Below are 24,846 nucleotides of genomic sequence, written 5' to 3'. Positions count from 1 at the left end.
CCGGAGGACACGCCGGCCCCCGCGCCTTCGGGCGTGGACGGCTTCGGCGTGACGATGCTGTACCCCTCGCTGCCGGGCGGTGAGTCCTGGGCGCTCGCCGACAACGCGACGGCGGACAAGCGCTTTGATCCGCAGGGCACCATCACGCGCAACGCGGACGGCTCCTGGAAGATGAAGAGCACGAAGGTGCGCATGAGCGCCTTCCCGTCCTCCGGCTACGACGCGAAGCAGATCCCCACGTATGACCGCGACCTGCTGGCGAGCCGCGGCTACATGCAGGCGGCCAACGACTGGAAGAACATCGAGATGACCGGCTTCGTGAAGGTCAACGCGGTGAACAACAACCAGGACAACTTCGCCTGGTACGCGCGCGGCGGGAAGCACAACGACAACAACTCAGGGTGCGAGGGCAGCAGCTACAAGGGCGGCCTGCACTACGACGGCCGCGTGCGCTGGGAGAAGGAGACCTGGCACGTGTCCTACGATCAGGCGCCGTACAAGCCGGCCACCTCCGCGCTGAAGGGCCGCTGGGTGGGCTTCAAGGCCGTCATGCACAACGTGCCGGGTGCGAACGGCGGCGAAGCCGTGAAGCTGGAGCTGTACCTCAACGACAACGCGGACAAGGTTTCCTGGAAGAAGGTCTACGACATGACCGACGACGGGAAGTGGGGCGGGGACGCCCAGCACTGCGGCGGCTCCGTGGGCGCCATGCCGATCAGCTGGGGCGGCCCCATCGCCACGTTCCGCTGGGACAACGCCACGGACGTGGACTTCAAGTGGCTGAGCGTCCGGGAGATCCAGCCCTAGGCGGGCCGCACGCCGCACGTCCTGAAGTCAGCAGGAGAGGGGGGCCGAGCGCGGGCCTCCCTCTTTTTTTGTTCGCGGCCTGACGTGGCGTCCGTGGGCTTTCCGACAGGAGGGGCGCGCCGGGGTGCCGCTGGAAAGAGACGCCCTAGCTTCGCAGCCTAGCTGACGCCGGGGCCATGGGCTGCCCGCGCACATCCACTTGAGGGCGCGGTCCTCCCGGCCGGCCCTCCATTCGAGGGACGACGTTCATGCGGATCACCTTCCTGGGTCATGCGGGCTTCGCGGTGGAGACCGCTGGAGCGCTCGTCGTCATGGATCCGTGGATGACGCCCCAGGGGGCCTTCGACTCCGCGTGGATGCAGCTGCCGCGCAACCACCACCTGGCGCCGCGCGTGAAGGAGCTGCTGGAGACGCCGGGCAAGGAGCGCTTCCTCTACATCAGCCACGAGCACAAGGATCACTTCGACCCGGAGTTCCTGGCCACCATCGCGAAGCGGGACTTCACCGTGCTGGTGCCCAAGTTCCGCCGCTCGGAGCTGCGGGACATCTTCGAGAAGTACGGCTGCAAGCGCGTCATCGCGTGCGAGGACTCGCGCGAGATCCCCATCAAGGGCGGCTACATCAAGCTCTTCGTGTCCGAGCAGGGCACCAACCGCGACTCCAGCGTGATGGTGCGCGGCGACGGGCAGTGCTTCCTCAACATCAACGACTGCAAGATGCATGATCGGCTGGTGCGCGTCATCGCGGAGGAGGGGCCCATCGACGTCTTCTCCGCCCAGTTCTCCGGCGCCATCTGGCACCCCACCTGCTACGAGTACCCGGAGGCGCAGTACTCGGCCATCAGCCTGAAGAAGCGCGACAGCAAGTTCGAGGCGGTGGCGCGCGCGTTGCACGTGGTGCAGCCCCGCGCGTACCTCGCGGCGGCGGGCCCGGCGGCCTTCCTGGACCCGGCGCTCTTCCACCTGAACTTCCAGGACGTGAACATCTTCCCGCGCGCGCCCGTGCTCTTCTCCTACCTGGAGAAGCGCATGCCCACGCTGCCCACGCGCTACCTGGAGCCCATGCCCGGGGACGTGCTGGACGCGGGCTCGCTGGAGTTCGTGTCGCGGGTGCCGGAGCGCGTGACGACGGAGAACTTCCAGGAGTACCTCCACACGTACGCGAAGGACATGGCCCACGTCTTCCGCGAGCGCCGCCGCAACCTGATGCGCGAGGAGGTGGATGAGATCCACGGCCGCCTGCGCGTGGAGCTGCAGCGCAAGCTGGACCTGTTGGACCTGCATGATCGCGTGGGCATGCCCTTCTACGTGGAGCTGACGGAGGCGCCCACGCGGCTGTTGCGCGTGGACTTCAAGGCCCGCCGCGTGGATGAGGTGACGGAGATGCGCGACAAGAGCCGCTACGCGATGAAGGTGAGCGCGAGCGACATCGTGCGCGTGCTGGACCGGAAGCTGAACTGGGAGGACTTCCTCTTGTCCTTCCGCCTGCGCCTGTCCCGCAACCCGGACGTCTACGAGCCCGTGCTGCACGGCTTCCTGGGCGTGGAGGTGGAGGACATCCGCGAGTTCTGCGAAGGCATCCGCGCCACGGAGGCCCAGAAGGAGCGCACCGTGGTGGAGGCCGGCGGCAAGCGCTTCACCATCCAGCGCTTCTGCCCGCACCAGGGCGCGGACCTGGCGGAGGGCTGGGTGGAGGAGGGCCGCTACGTGGTGTGCCCGCGCCACCGCTGGCAGTTCGACCTGCAGAACGGCGGCGTGTGCAAGTCGAACAACTCCACGCTCTGCGCGGAGCCCGTCGCGGACAAGCCGGAGAAGGTGGAGCGCGGCGGCGACAAGGCGCCCGTCGAACCGCCGCGCGTCTGATGCTTCTTCAGCTGCCCCGGTAGGTGGAGAAGCCGAAGGGGCTCAAGAGCAGCGGGACGTGGTAGTGCTCGTCGGTCGCGGTCACTTCGAACACGACCTGCACATACGGGTAGAAGCCCCGCTGCCCCCGAGCCTGGAACCAGGCCCCGGTGTCGAAGGTGAGGCGGTACACGCCGGGCTGAAGCTTCGTGTTCGCGCCCGACAGGTCCTTCACCCGTCCGTCCGCGTTGGTGACGCCCCGGGACAGCTCCCGGAAGTCTTCGCCCGAGCGGGCCTCCAGCGTGAGGGAGAGCCCCTCCGCGGGACGGCCCGTGCTCGTGTCCAGGACATGCGTGCTGAGGGTGCTCATGACGCGAGGAGCTTCTCCAGTCGGATGCGGGTGATCTTCGCCTGCTCCCCGGCCGCGATCTTCAGCTCCTCGTCGGGGGTGTGGTGCATGCGGTCCTGGAGCAGGTCCAGCATCTGCGCGGCGCTCCTGCCCGTGGCGCAGACGAGGAAGATGAAGCCGTAGCGGGACTCGTAGTCCCGGTTGCCCTGGGCCAGCGCCTGCAACACGCCTTCGTCCGCGCCGGCCACGCCCTTCTGCTCCTGCGAGGACCACTGCGCGGTGGAGGCGAACTTCTCCCGCAGCTTCGACACGTCGCCGATGCGCGGGTGGTGCGTGAAGGCCTCCTTCCAGTCCTCCGGCCCCGTGCGCGCCCAGGCGTCCACGGCCTCCGCGTACACGTGCTCCGCGTCGCGGAACGGGCGGACGGCCAGCATCCGCTGGACCCACTTCGTGCTGCCGCAGCAGCGGGTGAAGGCCTCGGTGGCCTCCTCCGTCGTGGCGGTGTTCAGGCGCTCCAGCGGCGTCGTCACGCCGGCTCCCCGAAGAGGCGCAGCCGGCTGACGCCGCCGTCCGGGAAGATGTTGAGGCGCACGTGGGTGATGGGGCCCACGTCCTTCAGCTCCTTCTCGAAGACGTGGCAGTGGTCCGCCTGGAGCTTCGACTGGGGCAGCAGCTCCTTCCACTGGAGGTGCGTCGCGTTGGCGAAGTCCAGCAGCGGCTCCTCCAGGTGGATGCCCTCCAGCGAGCAGCGGTCCGGGAAGTTGCCCTTGAAGAAGTGGGTGTCCACCTCCGCGCGGCGCAGCGTGCCCGCGGTGGCCAGCTTCACGACGATCCAGTCGAAGCCCGGCACGCGCTTGCGGCGCGTCTCCCAGCCCTCGCCCATGTTCGCCGCGCGGCCCGGGAAGATGAGGTTGTCCTTGGTGCCGAAGAATTGGTCATTGCACGTGACGACGGAGCCGCCGTTGGCCGCCGCCGCCAGGTCCACCAGCCCGGCCTTCTTGAGCGCGTGCCAGTCCGCCAGCACCTGCCCGTGCACGCGCAGGCGCGCGACGCCGCCGTCCGGGTAGATGTTGAGGCGCACGTGCGTGAAGCGCCGCTCGTTCGCCACCGCGAAGAGGTTGCGCGAACCGCCGCGCAGGCGCTGCTTGGGGACCAACTCCGTCCAGCGCGACACGTCCTCCGCCAGCGATTCGGGCGACGGATCTCCGTCCACCTCGCACGCTTCCAGGGAGGCGTACTCGGGGAAGTTGCCGAGGAAGTGGTTGGTGTCCACGTCGATGCCGTGGATGGCGCCGGGCAGGCCCAGCTTCACGATGCACCAGTCGTAGCCGGGCACGCGCTTGCGGCGCGTCTCCCAGCCGTCCATCCACTTGCCGCGCTCCGTGTACTTGTCCGCGATGAAGACGCCGCGCCCGGGCTCCAGCATCGACTCCTTGGGCGCGAAGAACTCGTCGTTGGCCAGCAGGGCCTTGCCGCCCACCTTGCGCGCGGCGAGGTCAATCAAGTCAGCGAAGGCGACGTGCATCGCCCCGGGTGCTTCGGCTTGCATCGGTGTCCTCTCCCGGACCGCCGGGGCCTATCCGCGCGGCAGCCACTGGCCGATGCGCGGGCCCGTCAGTCCCTCGGTGGCGTCGAAGATACGCTGGCCGCGCAGGTATGTCCTCATCACCCGGCCTTCCAGCTCGCGGCCCGCGTAGGGCGTCAGCCGGTGCCGGTGGCGGATGTCCTCCGGCGCCACCTTGAAGCGCGCCTCCGGGGCGAAGACGACGAAGTCCGCGTCCAGCCCCGGCCGGATGGCTCCTTTGCGCCCCGACAGTCCGGCCAGCTTCGCGGTGCGGTGCGCCATGCGGTCCACCAGCGCGTCCAGGCCCAGGCCGTGCGCGCGCATGCCCGTCCACACCGCGGACACGCTGAGCTGCAACCCGGCGATGCCGCCCCACGCGCCGGAGAAGTCCCCGGCCTCCAGCTTCTTGAGCGCGGGCGTGCAGGGCGAGTGGTCCGACACCACCAGGTCGATGAGGCCGCTCTTCACCGCGTCCCACAGCCGCTCGCGGTTGGCGGCCTCGCGGATGGGCGGGGCGCACTTGAAGTGGGTGGCGCCGGCTTCGATCTCCTCCGCGGTGAAGGTGAGGTAGTGCGGGCACGTCTCCACCGTGAAGGGCAGCCCCTCCGCCTTCGCCTTCGCGATGTCGTCCAGCGCGTCCGCCGCGGACAGGTGGACGATGTGCACGGGGCCGCGGTGCCTGCGGCACAGGTCGATCATCATCCGGATGGCGTCCACCTCCCACGCGGCAGGACGGGACGCGAGGTAGCTGGCGTACGCGCGCACGTCGCCCGCGAAGGGCGGCTCATGGTCCGTCAGCTCCGCGTGGACCAGCAGCGGCACGCCCGCCTTCGCGAGGAGGGGCATGGCCGCGTCCAGCACGTCGCGCGTGGCGGCGGGGAACTCGTCCACGCCCGAGTGCACGAGGAAGCACTTGAAGCCCGGCGCCCCCGCGTCGACCATCGCCTGGAGCTCGTTCGCGTTGCCGGGGATGACGCCGCCCCACAGGCCGTAGTCGATGGCGCACTGGCCGGACGCGGCCTCCGCCTTGGTGCGCAGCGCGGCCAGGGACGTGGTGGCGGGGATGGAGTTGAGCGGCATGTCCACCACGGTGGTGATGCCGCCCGCCGCCGCCGCGGCCGTCGCCGTGGCGAAGCCCTCCCAGTCCGTGCGGCCGGGCTCGTTGATGTGCGCGTGGCTGTCCACGATGCCGGGCAACAGCGCGTCCCGGCCCAGCTCCACCACCTGCGCGTCCTTCGGCACGTCCACCGTCGCGTGGATGCCTTCGATGCGCCCGTCGCGCACCACCACCGCCGCGGCGCGCGTGCCTTCGGGCGTCACCACGCGCTCACCGCGAAACACCGTCACACCCGAAGCACTCACGTCTCGAACTCCGTCGTCGCGTAATCCGCGAGCGCGCGGAAGTGGCGCTCGCTGTCATCCAGGTAGAGCTGTTTCGTGATGCCGCCCACCAGGCGGGGCAGGCTGTACTTCATGCCGGAGATGCTGGCGCCGCCGAAGCCCAACGAGAGCAGGCACCCGAAGGTGTAGTTGAACACGCCGGTAAGCCATGGCGCGGTGCCGGGCTGCTTCTCCTGGAACTCGAAGGAGGGGCCCAGGTACGGGTGGCGCAGCAGGTCCGCGTGCCGTTCGTTCTCCGGCGGCGTGAAGCGGTCCTTCCACAGCGCGATGTGCGGGTGCAGCTCCTGGAGCTCCGGCCGCAGCGACAGGTCCGTGGTGAAGCCGGACGCGATGATGAGGAAGTCGAACGCGTGCGTCGCGTGCGGCGTGCGCACCACGGCCATGCCGTCCTGCGCCTTCACCTCCACCCAGGGGCTCTCCGCGTGCAGGTGGAAGTGCGGGTGGCGGCGGGCGCGCTCGAAGGTGTCGCGCGGGGGCAGTTGGCCCATGTCGAGGATCTGCCGGATGAAGCGCCAGCGCTGCGCGTCCGGCAGGTCGCCGTGGTGGCGCAGGAAGCCCGCGAACTCCGCCCAGCGGTAGGGGTTCACGTTGGGCAGCTTCTTGCGGCGGTAGAAGAGGTCCACCTGGCCCGCGCCCGTCTCCAGCGCCACGGAGGCGTTGTCGAACGCGGAGGCCCCCGCGCCCAGCACGCCCACGCGCTTGCCCTTCAGCGCGGCGAAGTCGATGGGGTCATGCGTGTGCGCCCACAGCGCGCGCGGCAGCGGCTGCACCTCCGGCGGCGCCTCCCAGCGGCCGGAGCCGTCGATGCCGGTGGCCAGCACCACCTTGCGCGCGAGGAGGAACTCCGTCTCGCCGTTGTGCGCGGCGGGGACCTCGAAGCAGTCCAGGTCCTTGCGCCATTGCAGCGCGCCCGCCTTGGTGCCGCACCTCACCGGGATGCCCAGCACGCGCCGGTACCAGAGGAGGTAGTCCGCCCACAGCTCCTTCGGGATGAGGGCCACCTGCTGGAAGCCCTCCGCTCCGTGCTGCGCCTCGTACCAGGCGCGGAAGGAGAGGTTGGGGATGTTGTAGTCCGGACCGGTGAGGTACTTGGGCGTGCGCAGGGTGATCATCCGCGCGAACGTCTTCCAGGGCCCGTGGAAGCCGTCCTTCCCATCGTCCAGCACGAGCACGTTCGTCACCCGCTCGCGCATCAGCCCGAACGCGGCGCCCAGCCCGCTCTGGCCTCCGCCCACGATGAGCACGTCCAGGATGGGACGTCCGTCTGGCGTGGAGCGGGGGGGCACCCAGCCGCGGGCGGGGTACGACAGGATGTCCAGGTCGCGGCGGAGGGCGTCTTCCAACGCCTCCAGGCCCTGCGGTGGACGATACGTCGAAGCCAGCGGGTCGCGGTCGGGCATCGTGCCTCAAGCAACCCATGCCCGGAATCTCCACGCAAGGGGGCCCCCCAGGCATTCGCCGCGTCGGGCCGGTTCCGGACGGCCGTTTCAGAGGTGTGAGGTGGGACCGGCCGCCTGGGGCACGAGCAGCTCGAAGCGCACGTGGGCGTTGTCCGTGCGCATCCCGGCGGGGCCTTCCAGGCGGAGCGCGTCCGCGGGCAGCAAGCCCTCCCAGACGCGCATGCCGTCCGCGTACACGGTCAGCACGTTCGCGTCGATGCGGGCGCGCAGCACGTGGGACTCACCGGGGGACAGCCTGTCCAACGGCTCCATGAAGCGCGGCCGCACGGTGGTGTAGCCCGCGTTGCCGCACTCGCCGCTCTCGTGGTCGTCCGGGTTGGACTTGAACTGGACCACGATGCCCGCGGAGGGCGCGATGCGCCACATGGCGTAGATGAGGTTGCAGCCATCCCGGGCGCGCAGCTTGAGGCCCACCTGTTCGCGCTGTCGGCCGGACGCCAGCGGAAGCACCTCGGTGGTGGCGCCCAGCCAGGTGAAGCGCAGCTCCGCCTCGTCTCCCGTCGTCTCCGGGACGACCGCGCGCTGACGCGGCCCCTCGATGGTGAACCGCGTCCCGTCCGGGTCGTCGTCCTCCTCCTGGAGGTTCACGACCTGGCCTTCGGTGACGTGCAGCTGCCGCCGCGTGACGGGGGCCAGTCCGTTCTTCGTGGGCGGTGGGTCCGAGCGCAGCGCGCGCTTGCTGGAGGACACGGGGGAGTCCATGGGCTTCCTCGCGCTGTTGCAGGCGCCGTGGCTCAAGAGCAGTCCGCCCGCCCACAGCATCAACACGCCCGACGTCCCGAGCGCCACCCACCGCCGCTGCCGTGCGTCGCTCATGAGCCCGTTCCTCCCAGGATCGTCCGGAGGGTCTCCAGGTGCGCGCCCAGGTAGGCCTGCTCCGCCTGGAGCCGCGCCAGCTCCAGCAGCAGGTAGTCCCGGAAGCGGCGCACCTGCCGCGTCTGCAATTGCTCCACCTCGCGCAGCTGGCCCTGGAGGTCCGACACCAGCGCGGACACCTCGCCCAGCCGCTGCTGCTCGCTCTGCTCGGTGATGCGCAGTTCGCCCAGGAGCTGGCGCACCCGCCGGGGCGCTCCGTCCACCGCGTCGCGCGACTCCAGCCGGCGGCCCTCGCGGGCCTGGGCATTGGCCCGGCCCTGCCACGGCTGACCCAGGTTGTAGCCCAGCGTGAGCTGGCCGAAGAGAGGCGTGCTCTGGTCCACGTCGAAGACCTCGTCGTAGCCGCCGCGCACGCTCAGGCGCCACGCGCCCGCCGTGCGCAGTCCGCCGGACAGGACCTCGACTTGATCATCCGCGGCCTCGAAGGCGCTGAGCAGCGCGCTCAAGGTCTGCCCTTCCGGCAGCGCGGGTTCGAGCGCCAGCCGTTCGCGGGCCTGGGCGGTGTCTCGCGCGAGCGAGCGCAGGTGATCCAACCGCACCTGCACCGCGTTGAGCTCCTCCAGCGTCGCGCCGCCGTCGCGCAGGTCGTCGCGCAGCTGGGCCACCAGCTCCTCCGCGCGGGGCAGGGAGGTGGCCAGCGCCCGGGCGCGGGCGTCCAGCGCCGCCGCCTCCCCCAGCCGCGAGCCCTGCTCCACGGCGCTCTGGAGCGCGGCGAGCGCCTGGTAGCGGCGGCACTCGGCCTCCGCGCGCGAGCGCAGCGTGTGGCCCCGGTAGAGGCCCACGAAGTCGTAGCCCAGCCCAGCGGTGACGCGCAGCTTCGGAGCGCCCAGGGGCGTTTCGTCCGAGCCTCCCGCCGCGTCGCCCGCGTTCACCGCGCCCACGCTGGCGAACACCTCTGGCGCCAGCTCCAGCACGGCCTCCGCCTTCGCGGTGCCGCGCACGCGTTCGCAGTAGCCCTTCGCGAGGTCTCCCCGAGCGCGCACCGTCCCCGCTTCTTCCGCCGGTGCCACGCCCGCCCACAACCCGAGCCCCAGCAGGGCTCCCCTCGCGAGGTCCGTCCGCATCCTCCGCTTCCTTTCCGATTTCACGACGGGGTTCACAGCATCAACGGGGGATGGCCCAGGTGAAGCAGAGGCTCGCGCGCGCTCGGCGCGTCCCGAAGCTGGAGTTCCACCATCACGCCTCGCAAGTGGTACTGGCGGATGGGGTGCTGCTGGGAGACCTCGCCCTCCAGCACGGGCCCCACCACGCCCACCTCGCGGCACCAGAAGATCTTGAGCGCGCAGGTGTAGAGCGGGGTGCCGGCCTGGGCGTTGGGCAGGTTCTCGTAGGGCACGAAGGCCACGTTGAGGTTCTGCTCCAGCGCCTTGAGGTACGGCGAGGCGTGCACCACCTGGAGCAGGTGGTCGAAGCGGCGGATCCGGTCTTCCAGCGCGCGCACGTCCGCCTCCAGGCTCTTGCGCTGCGCGTCCGCCCGGGCCAGCGCCAGCACCGACTGCGTGTATTCACGCTCCAAGAGCAGCGTGTCCGTCGTCAGGCCCTCGGCGGCGGCGTCGCGGCCCAGGCCGTTCTCCGCGGCGGTGAGCCCTTCGCTCTCGCGCCGGAGCGTGTCCAGGCGCATGTCCAGGTCCACCGTCTCCTGCGCCAGGGACAGGTTGCTCTGCGCCATCTGCGCCAGGTGGTGGTTGGTGGTGAGCACGTCCTCGCGCTCCATCAGCTTCGCGCCGTAGAGCGCGTTCGTCCGCGTGCGGGCCAGGCCGCTGAACGCGCGGTTGGACTCGGCGATCTCCTCGCCCGTGCGCAGGTACTCCTGGCGCAGCGCGGACAGCCGCTTCGCCAGCCGATCCCGAGCGCGCTTTTCGCCCTTCAGCGCCACCACGAAGCGCTGCTGGAAGGACCGCTCCGCGGCCGCGGTCCGCTCGGCCTCCAGGAGCTTGTCCTCCGCCTCGCGCCGCCGGGCCATCAGCCCGTCCCGCTCCGACTCCTGCTGCGCCGCCTGTGAATTGAGCGCCAGCACGTTGGGGTCGGTGGGCGACAGGATGGTGGGCGCCGCCCAGCTGGTGCTCGTCAGGAAGAAGCCCTGCACCGCGAGGAACGACAACAGGCCCAGGAGGATCAGCGCCAGCAGCACCGAGCCCATGAACTTGTAGGCGGACACCGCGATGGAGTTGAGCCGGTTGGCGACCTGCTGATTCATGACGGGGTTCCCTCGCCTGCGGAGTTGGACGTGAGCTTCGCGGGGGTGGGGACGGGGGAGGGCGCCGGCGCCGTCGTGGGACTGCCGCGCGTCTCCCAGCTCCCGGAGTCGAGCGTCAGCAGCGCCAGCGGCGTGAAGAGCGCGTACGTCACCGGCATGAGCAGCGCCATGGGCAGGAAGCTCACGGGATGCACGCGCCGGTCCTCTGGCAGGTAGCGCGTCTCCATCCGGTAGATGAAGCCCAAGAGGCCAATCACCAGGAAGTGGAACGCGAGGATGTCCCAGAACTCGCCGTTGAGCAGGTTGTGGACGATGACCACCGGGTACGACAGCAGCAGCGCCAGCTGCGACACGTAGTGCACGGTGATGACCGGGTGCAGCCGCCACGCGTGCGACAGGCCGCAGATGAGGTCCACCAGGTTGGAGCGCCGCCAGCGCAGCTGCTGGCTGAAGTAGCCCGCGAGCGTGGAGGGCGCGGCGGTGAAGCAGAACGCGTCCAGCGTGTAGACCGTCTCGTAGTCGTGCTTGACGATCTGCCGCGTGAGGAAGCGGTCCTCGCCGTACTTGATGGGGATGCCCGCGATGGCGCGCGACTCCAGGATGGGCTCCAGCTCCAGCAGCACCGAGCGGCGATACGCCGTCAGGCAGCCGGACAGGCACATCACCTGGCGGAACGAGCGCTCCAGGTCCTTCAGCCACTTCTGGGCGAAGTGGAACTTGATCTCAATCATCCGCGTCAGCCAGTTCTGGTGGCGGTTGCTGACGAAGGTGCGCCCGCCCACCGCGGCGACGTTGGGGTGCACGAAGCGGCGGATGAGCTGGCGCACGGCGCTCTTCTCCACCACCACGTCCGAGTCCACGGAGACGATGATCTCCGCGTCCTCCGCGGCGCGGACGCCCCGGTTGATGCCCTTGCGCTTGCCCATGTTCTCCGGGTTGCGCATCACCCGGACGTTGGGGTGGCCCTCCGCGGCCTTGGTGGCCCACGCGAAGCTGTCGTCGCGCGAGCAGTCATCCACGACGATGATCTCCAGCAGCTCGCTGGGATAGTCCTGGTCCAGCAGCGCCTTGACCGTGTGGTAGATGCCCTGGCCTTCGTTGAACAACGGAATGACGATGGCGACCCTGGGGCGGTAGGTGTCATCCACCCGCTCGAACCGGCGCCCCTTCAGCCGCCGCAGGAACGGGCCGAGGATGTAGCGGTTCATCAAGACGACGATGAACAGCAAATGGATGGGAAACAGTTCCATCGGTCCCGCGCGCCCCCTCACGCCCCGGAAGGGCCCCGGGAACCTCCCGGAGCCCTTCCTTCCGTCCCCAGACGGCCGCTCCACCCCTGTGAAGCGCACGGAAGGTTGGGGTGCTTCGTACGTCCCGCCAACTGTCCGGGACCGGTGGGCCGCCCGGTGATGGAAACCGGTCGGCGCTCAGCCTTCAGCGCGGGCTCAGACCGCGGGCTGCATGCGCGGCAGGGCCCGAGCCAGGGCCAGGTCACGCTCCAGCTCCGCCTCCCGCGCCTGACGCAGGGCCGGGGAGGAGAAGGAGATGGCCGCCAGCGATTCGGTCGCGGCGGCGGCGATGCGGTCCACGCCGTCGCGGGAGATGACGCCCGCGTGGAACGCGTCCACCGCGGCGCCCACGTAGGTGTCGAAGAAGAAGACGTGCTTCGCGCGCCAGGCGTCGCGCTGCTCCGGCGGCGTCGCCACCACGTCGTGGATGAACACGGCGCGCACCGCCTGGGGCAGGGACTCGCGCATGCGGGCGCCGAACTCCACGTCGCCCTGGCCGCTGTCGCCCACGAAGACGAAGCCGTACTCGGGGAAGAGGCGCGCGTACTGTTCGAAGTTCTCGAACTTCTTCTGCGCGATGCGCGTGTTGCCCACGAGGTAGAAGAAGCTGCCGGAGAGCATCACCGCCAGCGGCACGCCGCGCTTGCTCAAAGACTCCAGCGTCGCGTTCTCGATGAGGCCCAGCGGATCCTGCGGGCGCGCGCTCACGAAGACGAGGTCGCCCGCGCGGCCCGGGATGATGCCCGGCCCCCGGTCCAGCTCCTGGTAGAACGCGAGCACGCCCGGGTACACCGTCTTCGGCGGGTAGCGCTTGTCCACCCAGTTGGCGAAGAACGTGTCGTCGATGTCGCTCAGGACCTTGTTCTCGCCGCTGGGGAAGGCGTCCGCCTCGCGCTGGAAGTGGGTGAGCAGCTCCGCGCGCACCACCACGTCGTCCACGTCGTCGAACACCAGCTTGTGCAGGTCGTGGTACTCGCCGCCCGCCTCCAGCAGGTTCTTGAACCCGGTCAGCTCGCGGCCCTTCAGCCCCAGGAACAGGTCGCGCAGCCGCGCTTCCGCCTGGGCGTGCGTGGCGCCCTTCTGGAGCGCGGTGGCCAGCGACGCGCGCACCGGCAGGGACAGCTCCGCCGCCCGGCGCGTGCACAGCAGGTCCAGCAGCTCCGTGTGGTGCTTCGGGCCCACCAGCCGGTCATCCAGGTCCGACAGCAGGCGCACCAGGTCCACGTTGGACAGGAGGAAGTTCAGCTCCTCGCGGGTGGCGCCTTCCAGCAGGTCCAGGATGCGGCGCTCGTCGCTCCGGTCCGTGTGGCCCGTCATGTCCCGGCGCAGCGCCTGGAGCTTCGTCGTCGCGGTGGTCAGGTCCATGCGTTTCTCCCCCTGGGGGTAGGGCCGCGAAGCCTACGCGCCCGCCGAGCGGCCGGACCAGCCCCCGTGACAGGCGCGGCGGTTCCTGATTGCCTGCGCGGCATGACGGTGTCCTCTTCCTCCACGCCCCTCGACCTGCGCCCCGACGAGGTCCACGTGTGGATCGTCGAACCCGAGCGCATCGACGACCCGCGCCTCCTGGAGGCCTACAAGGCCCTGTTGGACCCGAGCGAGCGCGAGCGGCAGCGGCGCTTCCACTTCGAGCGGCACCAGCGGCAGTACCTGGTATCCCACGCGCTGGTGCGGCTGACGCTGTCGCGCTACGCGCCCGTCGCGCCGGAGGCCTGGCGCTTCGTCCCCAACGAGTACGGCCGGCCCGCCATCGTCGGTCCCGAGGGCCAGTGGCTGCGCTTCAACCTGAGCCACACGGACGGCATGGCCCTGGTCGCGGTGGGCCGGGACGTGGACCTGGGCGCGGACATCGAGGACGCGGAGCGGCCGGGTGAGACGGTGGAGATCGCCGACAACTACTTCGCGAAGACGGAGGTGCAGGCCCTGCGCTCGCTGCCCAAGGAGCGCCAGCGCGAGCGCTTCTTCGAGTACTGGACCCTGAAGGAGGCCTACATCAAGGCGCGCGGCGCGGGCCTGTCCCTGCCGTTGGATCAGTTCGGCTTCGACCTGGTGCCGGAGCAGATGCCCCGCATCAGCTTCGACCCCCGGATGAACGACCTGCCGGACGTGTGGCAGTTCATGCAGCACAAGCCGTCCGCCCGGCATCAGGCGGCGGTGGCCTTCCGCAGGCCCCGGGGCGGGGCGCTCACGGTGCGCTGGCAGCACACCGTGCCGCTGTCCGGGGACATGGCCCCGGTCATCAAGACGGCCTAACCCTGCGCGGCCGTCATCCAGCGCGTCAGGTCCTCGCGCACGGCGGCCAGCACCGGCGGCCCGTGCGTGCGGATGAAGAAGTGGCCGCCCTCGAAGTGGCGGATGCGCACGTCGGCGGTGGACTCCTCGCGCCAGTGCTCCATCGTGTCCAGCCCCACGTGCTTGTCCCCCTTGCCCGCGTACACGGACAGCGGGATGTCCAGCGGGGCCGTGTCCTTGCCGTTCTCCGACCAGGCCAGCGCGAAGTCCGCGCGCAGCGTGGGGAGGATGAGCTCCAGGAGCTCCTTGTGCTGGAGGACCTCCTCCGGCGTGCCGTCGTACTCGCGCAGCTTCGCGATGAAGCCCGGATCATCCAGTGTGTGGATGGGCTCCCGGTCGTTGTGCGACGGCGGAGGCGCCGCCGCGGCGATGAAGCCCAGCGGCTTCGGGCCGCCCTGGCGCTTCAGCGTCCGGGCCACCTCCAGGCCGATGCGCGCCCCCATGCTGTAGCCGAACAGCGCGAAGGGCCGGTCCATCAGCGGCGTCAGCGCCGGCATCAGCACGTCCATCAGCGCCGGCAGGGACTTCATCGCCGGCTCCATCAGGCGCCGCTCGCGCCCGGGCAGCTGCACCGCGCACAGCTCCACGCCCGTGGGCAGCGCCATGCTCCAGGGCTGGTAGATGGCCGCGCTCCCGCCGGCGAAGGGCAGGCAGAACAGGCGCAGGCGCGGCTCCGGGAGCGGCTTGCGGGACGGGAACCAACGGTCGAGGACGGGAGGGGATGCGCTTGCCATGGCGCGGCCGTCTATACCATGCGCACCCCGCGCGAAAATCCCCTCTCGCACGGCGGGTGGGAGCCCATGGCACGCACCGGGAGTAGGGCCGTGAAACATCCCTCCCAGCAGGTCCTCCGGCGATGTTTCACCGCCCCCTCCGGCATGTCACATCCGCCGTGTCTCACGCTCGCGGAAGCGGAAACCTTCAGGGCCACGGTTGGGCGTGGGACGGGTTGTGGTAGCTTGCCTGTCCGTGAGCTACGAGCTTTCACATCTTGAGGCGCTGGAAGCCGAGTCCATCTTCATCATCCGGGAAGTCGCGGCGGAGCTGGACCGGCCGGTGCTGCTCTTCTCCGGTGGGAAGGACTCCGCGGTGATGTTGCACCTGGCGGTGAAGGCCTTCTGGCCCGCACCGCTGCCGTTTCCGCTGATGCACGTGGACACGGGGCACAACTTCCCGGAGGTCATCCAGTATCGCGATGAACGGGTGGCGGAGCTGGGCGCGCGGCTCATCGTCGCGTCCGTGCAGGAGGCCATCGACGCGGGCAAGGTCACGGAGGAGAAGGGGCCTCGCGCGTCCCGCAACCGCCTGCAGACCCAGCCCCTGCTGGAGGCCATCGAGAAGAACGGCTTCAACGCCGTCTTCGGCGGCGCCCGGCGTGACGAGGAGAAGGCCCGCGCGAAGGAGCGCGTGTATTCCTTCCGCGACGAGTTCGGCCAGTGGGATCCGAAGAACCAGCGGCCGGAATTGTGGGCGCTCTACAACGGCCGCCACCGCCGCGGTGAGCACCTGCGCGTGTTCCCCCTGTCCAACTGGACCGAGCTGGACATCTGGCAGTACATCGGCCGGGAGAACGTGGCGCTGCCGTCCATCTACTACACGCACCGGCGCGAGGTGTTCCGCCGGGACGGGATGCTGATGGCCTGGTCGCCCTTCATGGCCATGATGCCCGGCGAGACGGTGACGACGGAGACGGTGCGCTTCCGCACCGTGGGCGACATGACGTGCACCGCGTGCGTGCCGTCCACCGCGTCCACCGTGGAGCAGGTCATCGACGAGGTGACGGCCTCCCGCGTGACGGAGCGTGGCGCCAGCCGCGCGGACGACAAGTTCTCTGAGACGGCGATGGAAGACCGCAAGCGCGAGGGATACTTCTAGTGGAACTGCTGAGATTCGCGACCGCGGGCTCCGTGGATGACGGCAAGAGCACCCTCATCGGGCGGCTGTTGTACGACACGAAGTCCATCCTCGAGGACCAGCTCGCCGCGGTGGAGCGCACGAGCCACGCCCGGGGTGACGAGTACGTCAACCTGGCGCTGCTCTTGGACGGCCTGAAGGCCGAGCGCGAGCAGGGCATCACCATCGACGTGGCGTACCGCTACTTCTCCACGGCGAAGCGCAAGTTCATCATCGCGGACACCCCCGGACACCTGCAGTACACGCGCAACATGGTGACGGGCGCGTCCACGGCGGACCTGGCGCTCATCCTGGTGGACGCGCGCAAGGGCGTGCTGGAGCAGACGCGGCGCCACGCGTTCATCGCGTCGCTGTTGCGCGTGCCGCACCTGGTGCTGTGCGTGAACAAGATGGACCTGGTGGACTACGACCAGGGCGTGTTCGACCGCATCCGGGAGGAGTTCCGCCAGTTCTCCATGAAGCTGGACGTGTCCGACCTGTCGTTCATCCCCATCTCCGCGCTGGGCGGGGACAACGTGGTGACGCGCTCGGAGAAGATGCCCTGGTACCAGGGCCCCACGCTCCTGCACCACCTGGAGAACGTGCACATCGCGTCCGACCGGGATCTCATCCACCTGCGCTTCCCCGTGCAGGGCGTCATCCGGCCGGCGTCCGCGAAGAAGTTCCACGACTACCGCGCGTACTCCGGCCAGCTCCTGGGCGGAGTGATGCGCGTTGGCGACGAGGTGATGGTGATGCCGTCCGGCTTCACCACGCGCATCAAGGCGCTGGAGCTGGCCGGCAAGCCGCTGAAGGAAGCGTTCCCGCCCATGTCGGTGAACGTGTCGCTGGAGGAGGAGCTGGACATCAGCCGCGGCGACATGCTGTGCCGCCCGGGCAACCCGCCCACCGCGAGCCAGGACATCGACGCGATGGTGTGCTGGCTGTCGGACTCCACGCAGCTCAACAGCGGCTCCCGGCTGGCCATCAAGCACACCACCCGCATGGCGCGCGCCATGGTGAAGCAGCTGCACTACCGGCTGGACGTCAACACCCTGCACCGCGACGAGCAGAGCTCCGGCTTGAAGCTCAACGAGGTGGGCCGGGTGACGCTGCGCACGACGGTGCCGCTCTTCTTCGACGAGTACCGGCGCAACCGCAGCACGGGCAGCTTCATCCTCGTGGACGAAGGCACCAACGCCACCGTGGGCGCGGGGATGATCAACGGCCCCGCCGTGGACAGGTAGGGGAATGGCGATGCAACAGCGTCCGGGCTTCATCCTCTGGTTCACTGGCATGTCCGGCGCGGGCAAGAGCACGCTGTCCACCGCGGTGGCGCGGCAGCTGTCGCCCGTGCAGCGCGTGGAGCTGCTGGACGGGGACGAGGTGCGCACGTACCTCTCCCGCGGCCTGGGCTTCAGCCGCGCGGACCGCGAGGAGAACGTCCGGCGCATCGGCTACGTGGCGCGCGTGCTGGCCAGGCACGAGGTGGGCGTCATCACCGCCGCGATTTCCCCGTACAAGAGCTCCCGGGACGAGGTGCGCGCCCTGGCCACCCAGGCCGGCATCCCGTTCCTGGAGTGCTACGTCCAGGCCAGCCTGGACGCGCTCATCGCCCGCGACGTGAAGGGGCTCTACAAGAAGGCCCTGGCCGGGGAGATTCCCCACTTCACCGGCGTGTCGGACCCGTACGAGCCGCCCGAGTCCCCGGAAATCACCGTCCGCTCCGACGCGGAGACGGTGGAGGCGGGGGTGGAGCGCATCCTCGACACGCTGCGCGACCGGGGGCTCCTGGCTCCGGCCGCGAGCGCCGCCTGAGCCGGCCATCGCTTTTCGGCTAGGCTTGGGACCCGGGAGGGGGTCTCAAGCCGTGCCGATGCTCGTCTACAACCCAGGGCAGCCGGATGAGCTGTCCTACCCGCTGGGGGACGCGCCCATCACCATTGGCCGCGCGGACGACCAGGGCATCTGCATCCCCCACCGCAGCCTGTCGCGCCAGCACGCCCGCATCGAGCCCTCCGACGGTCGCTTCTTCGTCACCGACCTGCAGAGCAAGAACGGCACGTTCGTCAACGGCGTGCAGATCCGCCGCAAGGAGCTGCGCCCCGGCGACACGCTGACCTTGGGCGAGCTCGTCTTCCTGCTCACCCACGAAGCGCCACCGGCCGCGCCCGCGGGCCCGCCCGGCTCCGGCCCGGCATCCGGCGCAGCCGACGAGCCCCGCCCCCAGCTCACGCGCGCGCTCACCCGCGTGCCGCTGAAGACGCTGGTGCAGGCGGTGTCCGGCTCGGAGAAGTCCGCGGCGGAGGCCCCCAACACGGCCACGCGCGCCCGCGAGCGGATGCGCATCCTCCAGGAGGTGGCGAAGCTCTTGTCCGTCACGGACGACCTGGAGGCGCTGCCCGGCAGGGTGCTGGACCTGGCGTTTCAAATCCTCCACGTGGAGCGGGGCGCCATCCTGCTGGTGGACGAGGACACCGGGAAGCTGGAGCCGCGCGTGACGAAGACGGCCGAGGGCACGGCCGTGCGCGGGCCCATCTACAGCCAGAACATCGTGGACTTCGTGCTGCGCCGGAGCGTGGCGGCGCTCTTCTCCGACGCGGTGAATGATCCGCGCCTGGGCGCCGCGGAGTCCGTCATCTTCAGCTCCATCCGCGCCTCCATGTGCGTGCCGCTCAAGCCCCGCGACGAGGTGCTGGGCGTGCTCTACGTGGACAACGTCTCCACGCCCAAGAGCTTCTCCGAGGACGACCTGGACTTCCTCGTCGCGTTCGCGGGGCAGGCGGCGCTCGCGCTGGAGAACGCGCGGCTCTACCGCCGCATCGAGCAGGAGACGGTGCAGCGCATGCAGCTCATCATGGACGCGAAGCTGGCCTCGCTCGCGGCGCTGGTGGGCGGCATGGCGCACGAGCTGCGCAACCCGCTCAACTTCATCAGCAACTTCGCCGGCCTCTCCGTGGGCCTCACCGAGGACCTGGCCGGCGTGCTGGAGCCGCAGCGCGAGCGGCTGACGGCGGACTCCGTGCGCGACGTGGATGAGGCGCTCGCGTGCCTGCGCACCAACGTGCGGAAGATCAACGAGCACGGCCGCCGCGCGGACGCGCTCATCCAGAACATGCTCCAGCACGCGCGCCGCTCGCCCGGTCCGCGCGAACCGGTGGAGCTGAACGCGCTGGTCGCGGAGAGCGTCGCGCTGGGGCAGGGCGGCATGCGGGGCGAGCCCCTGTCCGTCCGCCTGGAGTCTGAGTACGACCCGGCCGTGGGGCGCCTGGAGCTGAGCCGCGCGGACGTGGGCCGCGTCATCATCAACGTCGTGGACAACGCGCTCTACGCCATGCGTCAGAAGCGCCAGACGCAGGGGGCCACGTACGTGCCGGTGCTCAAGGTTCGCACCCTCGCGCGTCCGGAGGGGGTGGAGGTCCGGCTGCGCGACAACGGGCCGGGCGTCCCCGCGGAGAGTGCGGGAAGAATCTTCGACCCCTTCTTCACCACGAAGCCGCCGGGGCAGGGGACGGGGCTGGGGCTGTCACTCAGCCATGACATCATCGTGCAGGGCCACCAGGGCACGTTCCGCATGGAGACGGTGCAAGGTGAGTTCACGGAGTTCGTCATCACCCTGCCCAGGCGGGGGGGACGGTCATCAATGGAGCGAGGCTCGGGAGCGCGATGAAGAACCCCATGGATCCCCAGCTGTTGGAAGCCTTCCAGGGCCGGTACGAGCTCCTGTCGGAGTTGGGCGAGGGCGGCTTCGGCCGCGTCTACAAGGCCCGCCAGGTGACCACCGGCCAGAACGTGGCGGTGAAGCTCCTGCGCCTGACGGACGGCGCGACGCCGGAGTCGGTGGAGCGCCGCAGCGCGCGCTTCGAGCGCGAGATGAAGCTGTGCGCGCAGATGCACCACCCGAACATCGTGCGGCTCATCGATTCAGGCCGCGCGCAGGGCGGCGCCGTCTACTCCATCTTCGAGTTCGTGCCGGGGAAGAACCTGGCGCAGGTGCTCGCGGAGGAGGGCGTGCTGGATCCGGTGGAGGCGCGCCACCTGATGCTCCAGCTGCTGGACGCGCTGGCGTGCGCGCACGCGCAGAACGTGGTGCACCGCGACCTGAAGCCCGCGAACATCATGGTCGTGCCCACCGGCGCCCGGCGCAACGCGCTGGTGCTGGACTTCGGCATCGGCTCCGTGACGGACGAGTTGTCGCGCACGGAGGCGCAGCCGCGCATCACGTCCACCAATGAATCGCTGGGCACGCCGTCATACGCGGCGCCGGAGCAGCTTCGCGGGCAGGCGCCCACGCCGCGCTCGGACCTGTACGCGTGGGGGCTGGTGTTCCTGGAGTGCCTCACCGGTCGCCGCATCTTCGAGGGCGCCACCGTCGCGGAGGTCATCTTCCAGCAGCTCTCCTCGGAGCCGGTGCCCATCCCGCCGGCCATCGCCGCGCACCCGCTGGGCAAGCTGCTCCAGCGCGTCACCGCGAAGGACCCGTCCCAGCGCACCGTGTCCGCGGAGGTGCTGCTGCGCCAACTGGAGGCGGTGGACGTGTCCAACCTGCCGCGCCGGCCCGCGCCCGTGCGCATCCAGCCCGCGGCCCCCAACGCCGAGACGGCGACGGTGGAGGTGTCCAGCCGCACGCCCAACGCCCTGTCCACGCGCTCGCGCCGGTGGGCGGAGGGCGAGCGCCGCCAGCTGACGGTGGTGTGCTGCACGCTGTCCGCCACGCAGACGGCGCCGGGGCCGGTGGACATCGAGGAGCTGGATCACGTGCTGGGCGCCCAGCAGGAGGTCTGCATCGAGATCGCCCGGCGCTACAACGGCCACATCGCCAGCGCGCTGGGCGACATCGTCCTCTTCTACTTCGGCTATCCGGCGGCGCGGGAGGACGACGCGCGGCGCGCGGCGCAGGCGGCGCTGGACATGGTGGCGGAGGTGAAGCGGCGCGGCCGTGCCATCGAGGCCGAGCGCGGCACGCGGGTGGAGATCCGCGTGGGTCTGCACACGGGCCTGGTGGTGTCGCGCGAGCAGCGGGATCCCACGCTCTCCGGCCTGGGCTTCGTGGTGGGCACCACGCCGAAGCTGGCCTTCCGGCTGTCCACCTCCGCGCCTTCGGGCGCCATCCTCCTCACGGGCGACACGCAGCAGCTGGTGCGCAAGCACTTCCCGTTGGAGCCCGTGCCCGCGTCGCCGAGCGAGCTGTTGCCCCCGGGCCTGGAGACGTTCGTGCTCCAGGGCGCGGACGCGACGTGGAGCGGCGCCGACGACGCGCTGTCGCTGGTGGGCCGCTCGCGCGAGCTGGACCTGGTGCTGTCGCGCTGGGAGCAGGCGCGCTCGGGGCAGGGGCAGGTGGTGCTGATTTCGGGCGAGCCGGGCATCGGCAAGTCGCGCCTCATGCGCGAGCTGGGGGACCGGCTGGGCGCGGAGCCCCACACGTGGCTGGAGGCCCGCTGCACGGAGGACAGCTCCGGCCAGGCGTATGCCCCCGTGGTGGACCTGCTCACGCGGATGCTGGACCCGAACCGCGACCTGCCGCCGGAGGGCCGGCTCACGGGCCTGGAGGCGCTCCTGTCCGGCTACAGCTTCGAGCTGCCGGAGACGCTGCCCCTGTTCGCGTCGCTCTTGTCCCTGCCGCTGCCGCCGGAGCGCTGGGCCCCGCTGGACGTGTCGCCCTTGAAGCACCGGGAGCTCACGCGCAACGCGCTGCTCGCGTTCCTCGCCGCGATGGCGGAGCGGCAGCCCGTGGTGCTGGCGCTGGAGGACCTGCACTGGGCGGACCCTTCCACGCTGGAGCTGCTCAAGGCGCTGGTGGAGGAGGTGTCCTCGTCGCGCCTGCTCGCCCTGTTCAGCGCGCGGCCGGAGCTGGAGCCGCCCTGGGCCGCGTCGGCGGTGACGCAGGTGCAGCTGGGCGCGCTGGCTCGCGCGGAGGTGGAGCGGCTGGCCACCGCCGCCGCGGGAGGCCCGCTCTCGCCAGAGGCGCTGGAGGAGATCGCCACGCGCACGGACGGCATCCCGCTGTTCGTGGAGGAGCTGGTGCGCACGCTGCGCGAGTCCGGCGCGCTGGTGGAGCGCGAGGGCCGCTTCGCGTTGGAGGCCAGCAAGGCGGGCCCCGCGGTGCCGGGCACGCTGCGGGACTTGCTCGTCGCCCGCCTGGACCGGCTGGGCCGCGCCAAGGAGACCGCGCAGATCGCCTCCGTGCTGGGCCGCGAGCTGACGCATGAGCTGTTGCGCCACGTGAGCCCCCTGACGCCCGAGGCGCTGGAGGCGGACCTGGAGCGGCTGGTGGGCTCGGGGCTCTTGCACCGCAAGCGCCGGCCGAAGGGGCCCGTGTACCTCTTCAAGCACGCGCTGGTGCGGGACGCGGCCTACGACTCCATGCTCAAGCGGTACCGCCAGCAGATGCACGCGAAGACGGCGGAGGCGATGGAGGCGCACTTCCAGGAGCAGGTGGAGTCGCGGCCGGATCTGCTCGCGCACCACTGGGCCGCCGCGAACCTGAAGCGCAAGGCCATCCTCTACGCGCAGAAGGCCGCGTTCGCCGCGCTGGTGCGCTCCGCCTACCTGGAGGCCATCCTCTTCGCCCGGCTGGGCCTGTCGTGGCTGGACGCCATCGACGACCCGTTGGAGCGCGCGCAGCTGGAGCTGAGCCTCAACGGCGTGCTCGCACCGGCGCTGATGTCCACGCAGGGCTGGCGCTCCCAGGACCTGCGCGACGTGGCCGAGCGCTCGCTGGAGCTGCTCTTCACGGTGGGGGAGAGCCCCTACGCGGCCCCGACGCTGTGGGTCCTCTCCATCTTCTACCACCTGGGAGGTGATCAGCGCCGGGTGCGCGGACTGCTGGACAGGCTGGTCGCGCTGGCACAGCGAAGCGGGGACGCGGGCCAGGAGGCGGTGGCGCTCACCATCCTCTCCAACATCGAGCTGCTGGAAGGCCGCCTGGGGGAGGCGAAGGCGAAGGCGGACCGGTGCCTGGCGCTGTTCGACCCGGTCGCGCACCGGATGCACCGCATCCTCTACGGCCAGGACACGCGCGTGGGCGGCGAGTCCGTGCTGTGCCGGGGGAAGTGGCTCCTGGGCTTCCCGGACCAGGCGAAGGCGCACGGCGAGGCCGCGGTGGCGTGGGGCCGCGAGCTGAACCACGGCACCAGCATCGGCCTGTCGTTCATCTACCTGCTGCTGATTGCCCAGGAGCACGGCGACCGGACGGAGGCGCTCCAGCTCATCGCCCAGCACACGGAGCTGTCCCACCGCTACGGCCTGCTGGAGCAGGCCGCCTACGTGGGCATCCTGCGCGCCTGGGCCGTGAAGGACCTGGAGGCGATGCGGCGCGGCATCGCGCTGCGCGAGGCCTTCGGCACGGAGATGGACCAGCCGGCGTACTACGCCATGCTCGCGGAGCTGGAGCTGGAGCTGGGCCACGTGGAGGCGGCGCTCGCCTCCGTGGAGCGCGGCCGGCAGCGCGCGGAGGCCCTGGGCGAGGCCTACCACGAGTCCAAGATGCTTCACGTCAAGGGCCGGGTGCTGCTGCAGCGGGATGGAAACACTGCACTCTCCGCGGAGACGTGCTTCCGGCAGGCGGCGGAGGTGGCACACGCACAGGGCGCGCGGATGCGGGAGCTGCAGGCCGTCACCGCCCTGGCGCGGGTGCTCCAGGCATCCGGGCGACAGGAAGAAGCCCGGCAACGGCTGCAAACGGTCTACAGTACGTTCTCCGAAGGATGGGGGACACCGCCCGTCTCGGAGGCCCGCGCGTTGTTGGATGCGCTGGGAGGAGAACGCTGACATGAGCAAGAAGAAGCCGGAGTCGAAGGCCGCGCCCGCACGTGCCCGTCCGGTGGCGCGCAAGCCCACGCGGGGCCCGGAGGGCAAGGCCTCGGTGAATGACTGGCAGGCCGTGTGGATGCGCGCCGTCGCGCTGGCGTGGAAGGAGCCCGAGTTCGAGGCGGCCCTCCAGAAGGACCCCCGCCAGGCGCTCAAGAAGCGCTTCGACTTCGACCTTCCCGCCAGCATCCACCTGAAGGTCGTCCCCTCCAGCGTGAAGGACGCGGCGACGGACGGGACCTGGAAGGTGAACAGCGCGGAGGTGGAGCTGCACCTGCCGAAGAAGCCCGCCGACGTGGCGGACCACGCCGTGGCGCTCTCCAGCCTCACCGACACCCACGGCCGCTCGCACTGCTGCGGCAGCCCCTGCTGCTGAAGCGCCGCGAAGGGCGCTTCAGCGGTCCGGAGGCTCGCCTCCCGACACCGCGAAGGCGCCCACGCTGGCCTCGCCGAAGCCGTCCACGCCCGCCACGCGCTGGAAGAAGTCCGGATCGCTCCGGCCCAGCGCGTAGGGCCGCAGCCCCATCGCGGTGGACACCAGGTAGAGCGTCTGCACCAGCGCTCCCGTGTCCTGCAGCACCAGCGAGTACGCCAGCGTCTCGTACTTCCACGCGAGCCGGGGCACGCGCGCGGCCACCACCATCAACACCTCCGGCCGCTCGAAGGGCTCCGCCGGTGCGCGGGCTTCATCCAACAGCGCGTGGAACTCCGGCGTGGGGCCGCTCAGCTTCTCCAGCCGGTGGCCCAGCGGATCGTAGTGGTAGGCGCCCGGGGCCAGGCCCTGGCACTCGCCCACCATGGGGTAGAGCTCCAGCGCGTACACCGCGCCCGCGCCCGGGTAGGGCCGGTCGGTGATTTCGCCGTCCTGCGTGGTGCGCACGTCGCGCACGCGCGCGGCGCGGTAGAGCAGCTCGCCCAGCTGCTTCACGGTGAGCGGTGCGGCGCCCCGGCCTCGCAGGCTGCGGCGGGCCTCCAGCACCTCCGTGAAGGAGCGGTCGCCGCCCGCGCGCAGCGCCTCCAGGTCCGGCCGGTACAGCTCCACGACCTCCTCGGTCACGGTGGGCTTGAGGG

21 protein-coding genes are annotated in these 24,846 nt (G+C 70.6%); 9 read left to right on the top strand and 12 right to left on the bottom strand.

Annotated elements, in window-relative coordinates; genetic code table 11:
* Positions 1-807 (top strand): carbohydrate-binding protein (locus tag D7W82_RS25305; protein WP_120620810.1); only part of this gene is annotated, 807 nt, incomplete at its 5' end.
* Between the two features lie 248 nt (positions 808-1,055).
* The gene (locus D7W82_RS25300) at positions 1,056-2,669 is read left to right on the top strand and encodes a Rieske 2Fe-2S domain-containing protein (protein WP_120620807.1); all 1,614 of its coding nucleotides are present in this window, start codon (positions 1,056-1,058) and stop codon (positions 2,667-2,669) included.
* Between the two features lie 7 nt (positions 2,670-2,676).
* On the opposite strand, the gene uraH is transcribed toward D7W82_RS25300, so the two are convergent.
* The 10 genes from uraH to D7W82_RS42395 form a co-directional block, all read right to left on the bottom strand.
* Positions 2,677-3,018 carry a hydroxyisourate hydrolase gene (gene uraH / locus D7W82_RS25295; protein WP_014397447.1) on the bottom strand — a complete coding sequence of 114 codons (342 nt, stop codon included), beginning with the start codon at positions 3,016-3,018 and terminating at the stop codon, positions 2,677-2,679.
* Entirely contained in the window at positions 3,015-3,527 is a 513-nt protein-coding gene (gene uraD, locus D7W82_RS25290) for a 2-oxo-4-hydroxy-4-carboxy-5-ureidoimidazoline decarboxylase (protein WP_120620806.1), read from the bottom strand. The genes uraH and uraD overlap by 4 nt, the downstream gene beginning before the upstream one ends.
* Positions 3,524-4,546 (bottom strand): allantoicase, encoded by a 1,023-nt coding sequence (gene alc / locus D7W82_RS25285; protein WP_120620805.1) that lies wholly within the window; start codon positions 4,544-4,546, stop codon positions 3,524-3,526. The genes uraD and alc overlap by 4 nt, the downstream gene beginning before the upstream one ends.
* Positions 4,547-4,573: 27 nt before the next feature.
* Positions 4,574-5,923 (bottom strand): allantoinase AllB, encoded by a 1,350-nt coding sequence (gene allB / locus D7W82_RS25280; protein WP_120620804.1) that lies wholly within the window; start codon positions 5,921-5,923, stop codon positions 4,574-4,576.
* The gene (locus tag D7W82_RS25275; protein ID WP_120620803.1) at positions 5,920-7,362 is read right to left on the bottom strand and encodes an FAD/NAD(P)-binding protein; all 1,443 of its coding nucleotides are present in this window, start codon (positions 7,360-7,362) and stop codon (positions 5,920-5,922) included. Before D7W82_RS25275 ends, allB begins: the two co-directional genes overlap by 4 nt.
* A gap of 87 nt (positions 7,363-7,449) precedes the next feature.
* Positions 7,450-8,238 carry a hypothetical protein gene (locus D7W82_RS25270; protein WP_233587920.1) on the bottom strand — a complete coding sequence of 263 codons (789 nt, stop codon included), beginning with the start codon at positions 8,236-8,238 and terminating at the stop codon, positions 7,450-7,452.
* Positions 8,235-9,362, bottom strand: a complete 1,128-nt coding sequence (locus D7W82_RS25265) for a hypothetical protein (RefSeq protein ID WP_120620802.1) — start codon at positions 9,360-9,362, stop codon at positions 8,235-8,237. The genes D7W82_RS25270 and D7W82_RS25265 overlap by 4 nt, the downstream gene beginning before the upstream one ends.
* A gap of 32 nt (positions 9,363-9,394) precedes the next feature.
* Entirely contained in the window at positions 9,395-10,495 is a 1,101-nt protein-coding gene (locus D7W82_RS25260; protein ID WP_120620801.1) for a hypothetical protein, read from the bottom strand.
* Positions 10,492-11,745: a glycosyltransferase family 2 protein gene (locus D7W82_RS25255; protein WP_120620800.1), complete on the bottom strand. Its 1,254-nt coding sequence runs from the start codon at positions 11,743-11,745 to the stop codon at positions 10,492-10,494. Before D7W82_RS25255 ends, D7W82_RS25260 begins: the two co-directional genes overlap by 4 nt.
* Before the next feature lie 195 nt (positions 11,746-11,940).
* On the bottom strand, positions 11,941-13,149 hold the full coding sequence (locus D7W82_RS42395; RefSeq protein ID WP_120620799.1) for a phosphatase domain-containing protein: 1,209 nt from the start codon (positions 13,147-13,149) through the stop codon (positions 11,941-11,943).
* A 102-nt stretch (positions 13,150-13,251) separates the two neighbouring features.
* Between D7W82_RS42395 and D7W82_RS25245 the strand changes: the two genes are divergently transcribed.
* Positions 13,252-14,034 carry a 4'-phosphopantetheinyl transferase superfamily protein gene (locus D7W82_RS25245; protein WP_120620798.1) on the top strand — a complete coding sequence of 261 codons (783 nt, stop codon included), beginning with the start codon at positions 13,252-13,254 and terminating at the stop codon, positions 14,032-14,034.
* Here D7W82_RS25245 and D7W82_RS25240 read toward each other — a convergent pair.
* Entirely contained in the window at positions 14,031-14,807 is a 777-nt protein-coding gene (locus D7W82_RS25240) for a thioesterase II family protein (protein WP_120620797.1), read from the bottom strand. The genes D7W82_RS25245 and D7W82_RS25240 overlap by 4 nt on opposite strands.
* 235 nt (positions 14,808-15,042) lie before the next feature.
* On the opposite strand from D7W82_RS25240, the gene cysD reads away from it, so the two are divergent.
* Genes cysD through D7W82_RS25210 form a run of 6 tightly spaced genes read left to right on the top strand, consistent with a single transcriptional unit; the run spans position 15,043 to position 24,151 of the window.
* Entirely contained in the window at positions 15,043-15,948 is a 906-nt protein-coding gene (gene cysD, locus D7W82_RS25235; RefSeq protein WP_120620796.1) for a sulfate adenylyltransferase subunit CysD, read from the top strand.
* Positions 15,948-17,213: a sulfate adenylyltransferase subunit 1 gene (locus tag D7W82_RS25230; protein ID WP_120620795.1), complete on the top strand. Its 1,266-nt coding sequence runs from the start codon at positions 15,948-15,950 to the stop codon at positions 17,211-17,213. Before cysD ends, D7W82_RS25230 begins: the two co-directional genes overlap by 1 nt.
* 10 nt (positions 17,214-17,223) lie before the next feature.
* A complete protein-coding gene (gene cysC, locus D7W82_RS25225; protein ID WP_120620808.1) occupies positions 17,224-17,784 on the top strand; it encodes an adenylyl-sulfate kinase in 561 nt (186 codons plus the stop codon).
* Positions 17,785-17,842: 58 nt separating this feature from the next.
* Positions 17,843-19,636, top strand: coding sequence for an FHA domain-containing protein (locus D7W82_RS25220; protein WP_120620794.1), 1,794 nt, complete (start codon positions 17,843-17,845; stop codon positions 19,634-19,636).
* 8 nt (positions 19,637-19,644) lie between these two features.
* Positions 19,645-23,736, top strand: a complete 4,092-nt coding sequence (locus D7W82_RS25215; protein ID WP_233587919.1) for a TOMM system kinase/cyclase fusion protein — start codon at positions 19,645-19,647, stop codon at positions 23,734-23,736.
* Between the two features lies 1 nt (position 23,737).
* Positions 23,738-24,151: a BMA_0021/BMA_0022 family TOMM bacteriocin gene (locus D7W82_RS25210; protein ID WP_158617723.1), complete on the top strand. Its 414-nt coding sequence runs from the start codon at positions 23,738-23,740 to the stop codon at positions 24,149-24,151.
* An 18-nt stretch (positions 24,152-24,169) separates the two neighbouring features.
* Here the strand turns inward: D7W82_RS25210 and D7W82_RS25205 are convergent.
* Positions 24,170-24,846: SagB family peptide dehydrogenase (locus D7W82_RS25205; RefSeq protein ID WP_120620791.1), on the bottom strand; the 677-nt coding region annotated here is incomplete at its 5' end.

It is taken from the genome of Corallococcus sp. CA049B, from assembly GCF_003611685.1.
GTDB lineage: Bacteria > Myxococcota > Myxococcia > Myxococcales > Myxococcaceae > Corallococcus > Corallococcus coralloides.
Note: the sequence above shows the minus strand (reverse complement) of the source record. Positions and strands in the feature narration are given on the sequence as shown.

Excerpts from the sequence above, each read along its gene's own strand:
- D7W82_RS25240 (WP_120620797.1), bottom strand. The coding sequence starts at position 14,807 with ATGGCAAGCGCATCCCCTCCCGTCCTCGACCGTTGGTTCCCGTCCCGC.
- alc (WP_120620805.1), bottom strand. The coding sequence starts at position 4,546 with ATGCAAGCCGAAGCACCCGGGGCGATGCACGTCGCCTTCGCTGACTTG.
- D7W82_RS25220 (WP_120620794.1), top strand. The coding sequence starts at position 17,843 with ATGCTCGTCTACAACCCAGGGCAGCCGGATGAGCTGTCCTACCCGCTG.
- D7W82_RS25275 (WP_120620803.1), bottom strand. The coding sequence starts at position 7,362 with ATGCCCGACCGCGACCCGCTGGCTTCGACGTATCGTCCACCGCAGGGC.
- D7W82_RS25300 (WP_120620807.1), top strand. The coding sequence starts at position 1,056 with ATGCGGATCACCTTCCTGGGTCATGCGGGCTTCGCGGTGGAGACCGCT.
- cysC (WP_120620808.1), top strand. The coding sequence starts at position 17,224 with ATGCAACAGCGTCCGGGCTTCATCCTCTGGTTCACTGGCATGTCCGGC.
- D7W82_RS25265 (WP_120620802.1), bottom strand. The coding sequence starts at position 9,362 with ATGCGGACGGACCTCGCGAGGGGAGCCCTGCTGGGGCTCGGGTTGTGG.
- uraH (WP_014397447.1), bottom strand. The coding sequence starts at position 3,018 with ATGAGCACCCTCAGCACGCATGTCCTGGACACGAGCACGGGCCGTCCC.
- D7W82_RS25215 (WP_233587919.1), top strand. The coding sequence starts at position 19,645 with ATGGATCCCCAGCTGTTGGAAGCCTTCCAGGGCCGGTACGAGCTCCTG.
- D7W82_RS25270 (WP_233587920.1), bottom strand. The coding sequence starts at position 8,238 with ATGAGCGACGCACGGCAGCGGCGGTGGGTGGCGCTCGGGACGTCGGGC.
- D7W82_RS25260 (WP_120620801.1), bottom strand. The coding sequence starts at position 10,495 with ATGAATCAGCAGGTCGCCAACCGGCTCAACTCCATCGCGGTGTCCGCC.
- D7W82_RS25210 (WP_158617723.1), top strand. The coding sequence starts at position 23,738 with ATGAGCAAGAAGAAGCCGGAGTCGAAGGCCGCGCCCGCACGTGCCCGT.
- D7W82_RS25255 (WP_120620800.1), bottom strand. The coding sequence starts at position 11,745 with ATGGAACTGTTTCCCATCCATTTGCTGTTCATCGTCGTCTTGATGAAC.
- D7W82_RS42395 (WP_120620799.1), bottom strand. The coding sequence starts at position 13,149 with ATGGACCTGACCACCGCGACGACGAAGCTCCAGGCGCTGCGCCGGGAC.
- D7W82_RS25245 (WP_120620798.1), top strand. The coding sequence starts at position 13,252 with ATGACGGTGTCCTCTTCCTCCACGCCCCTCGACCTGCGCCCCGACGAG.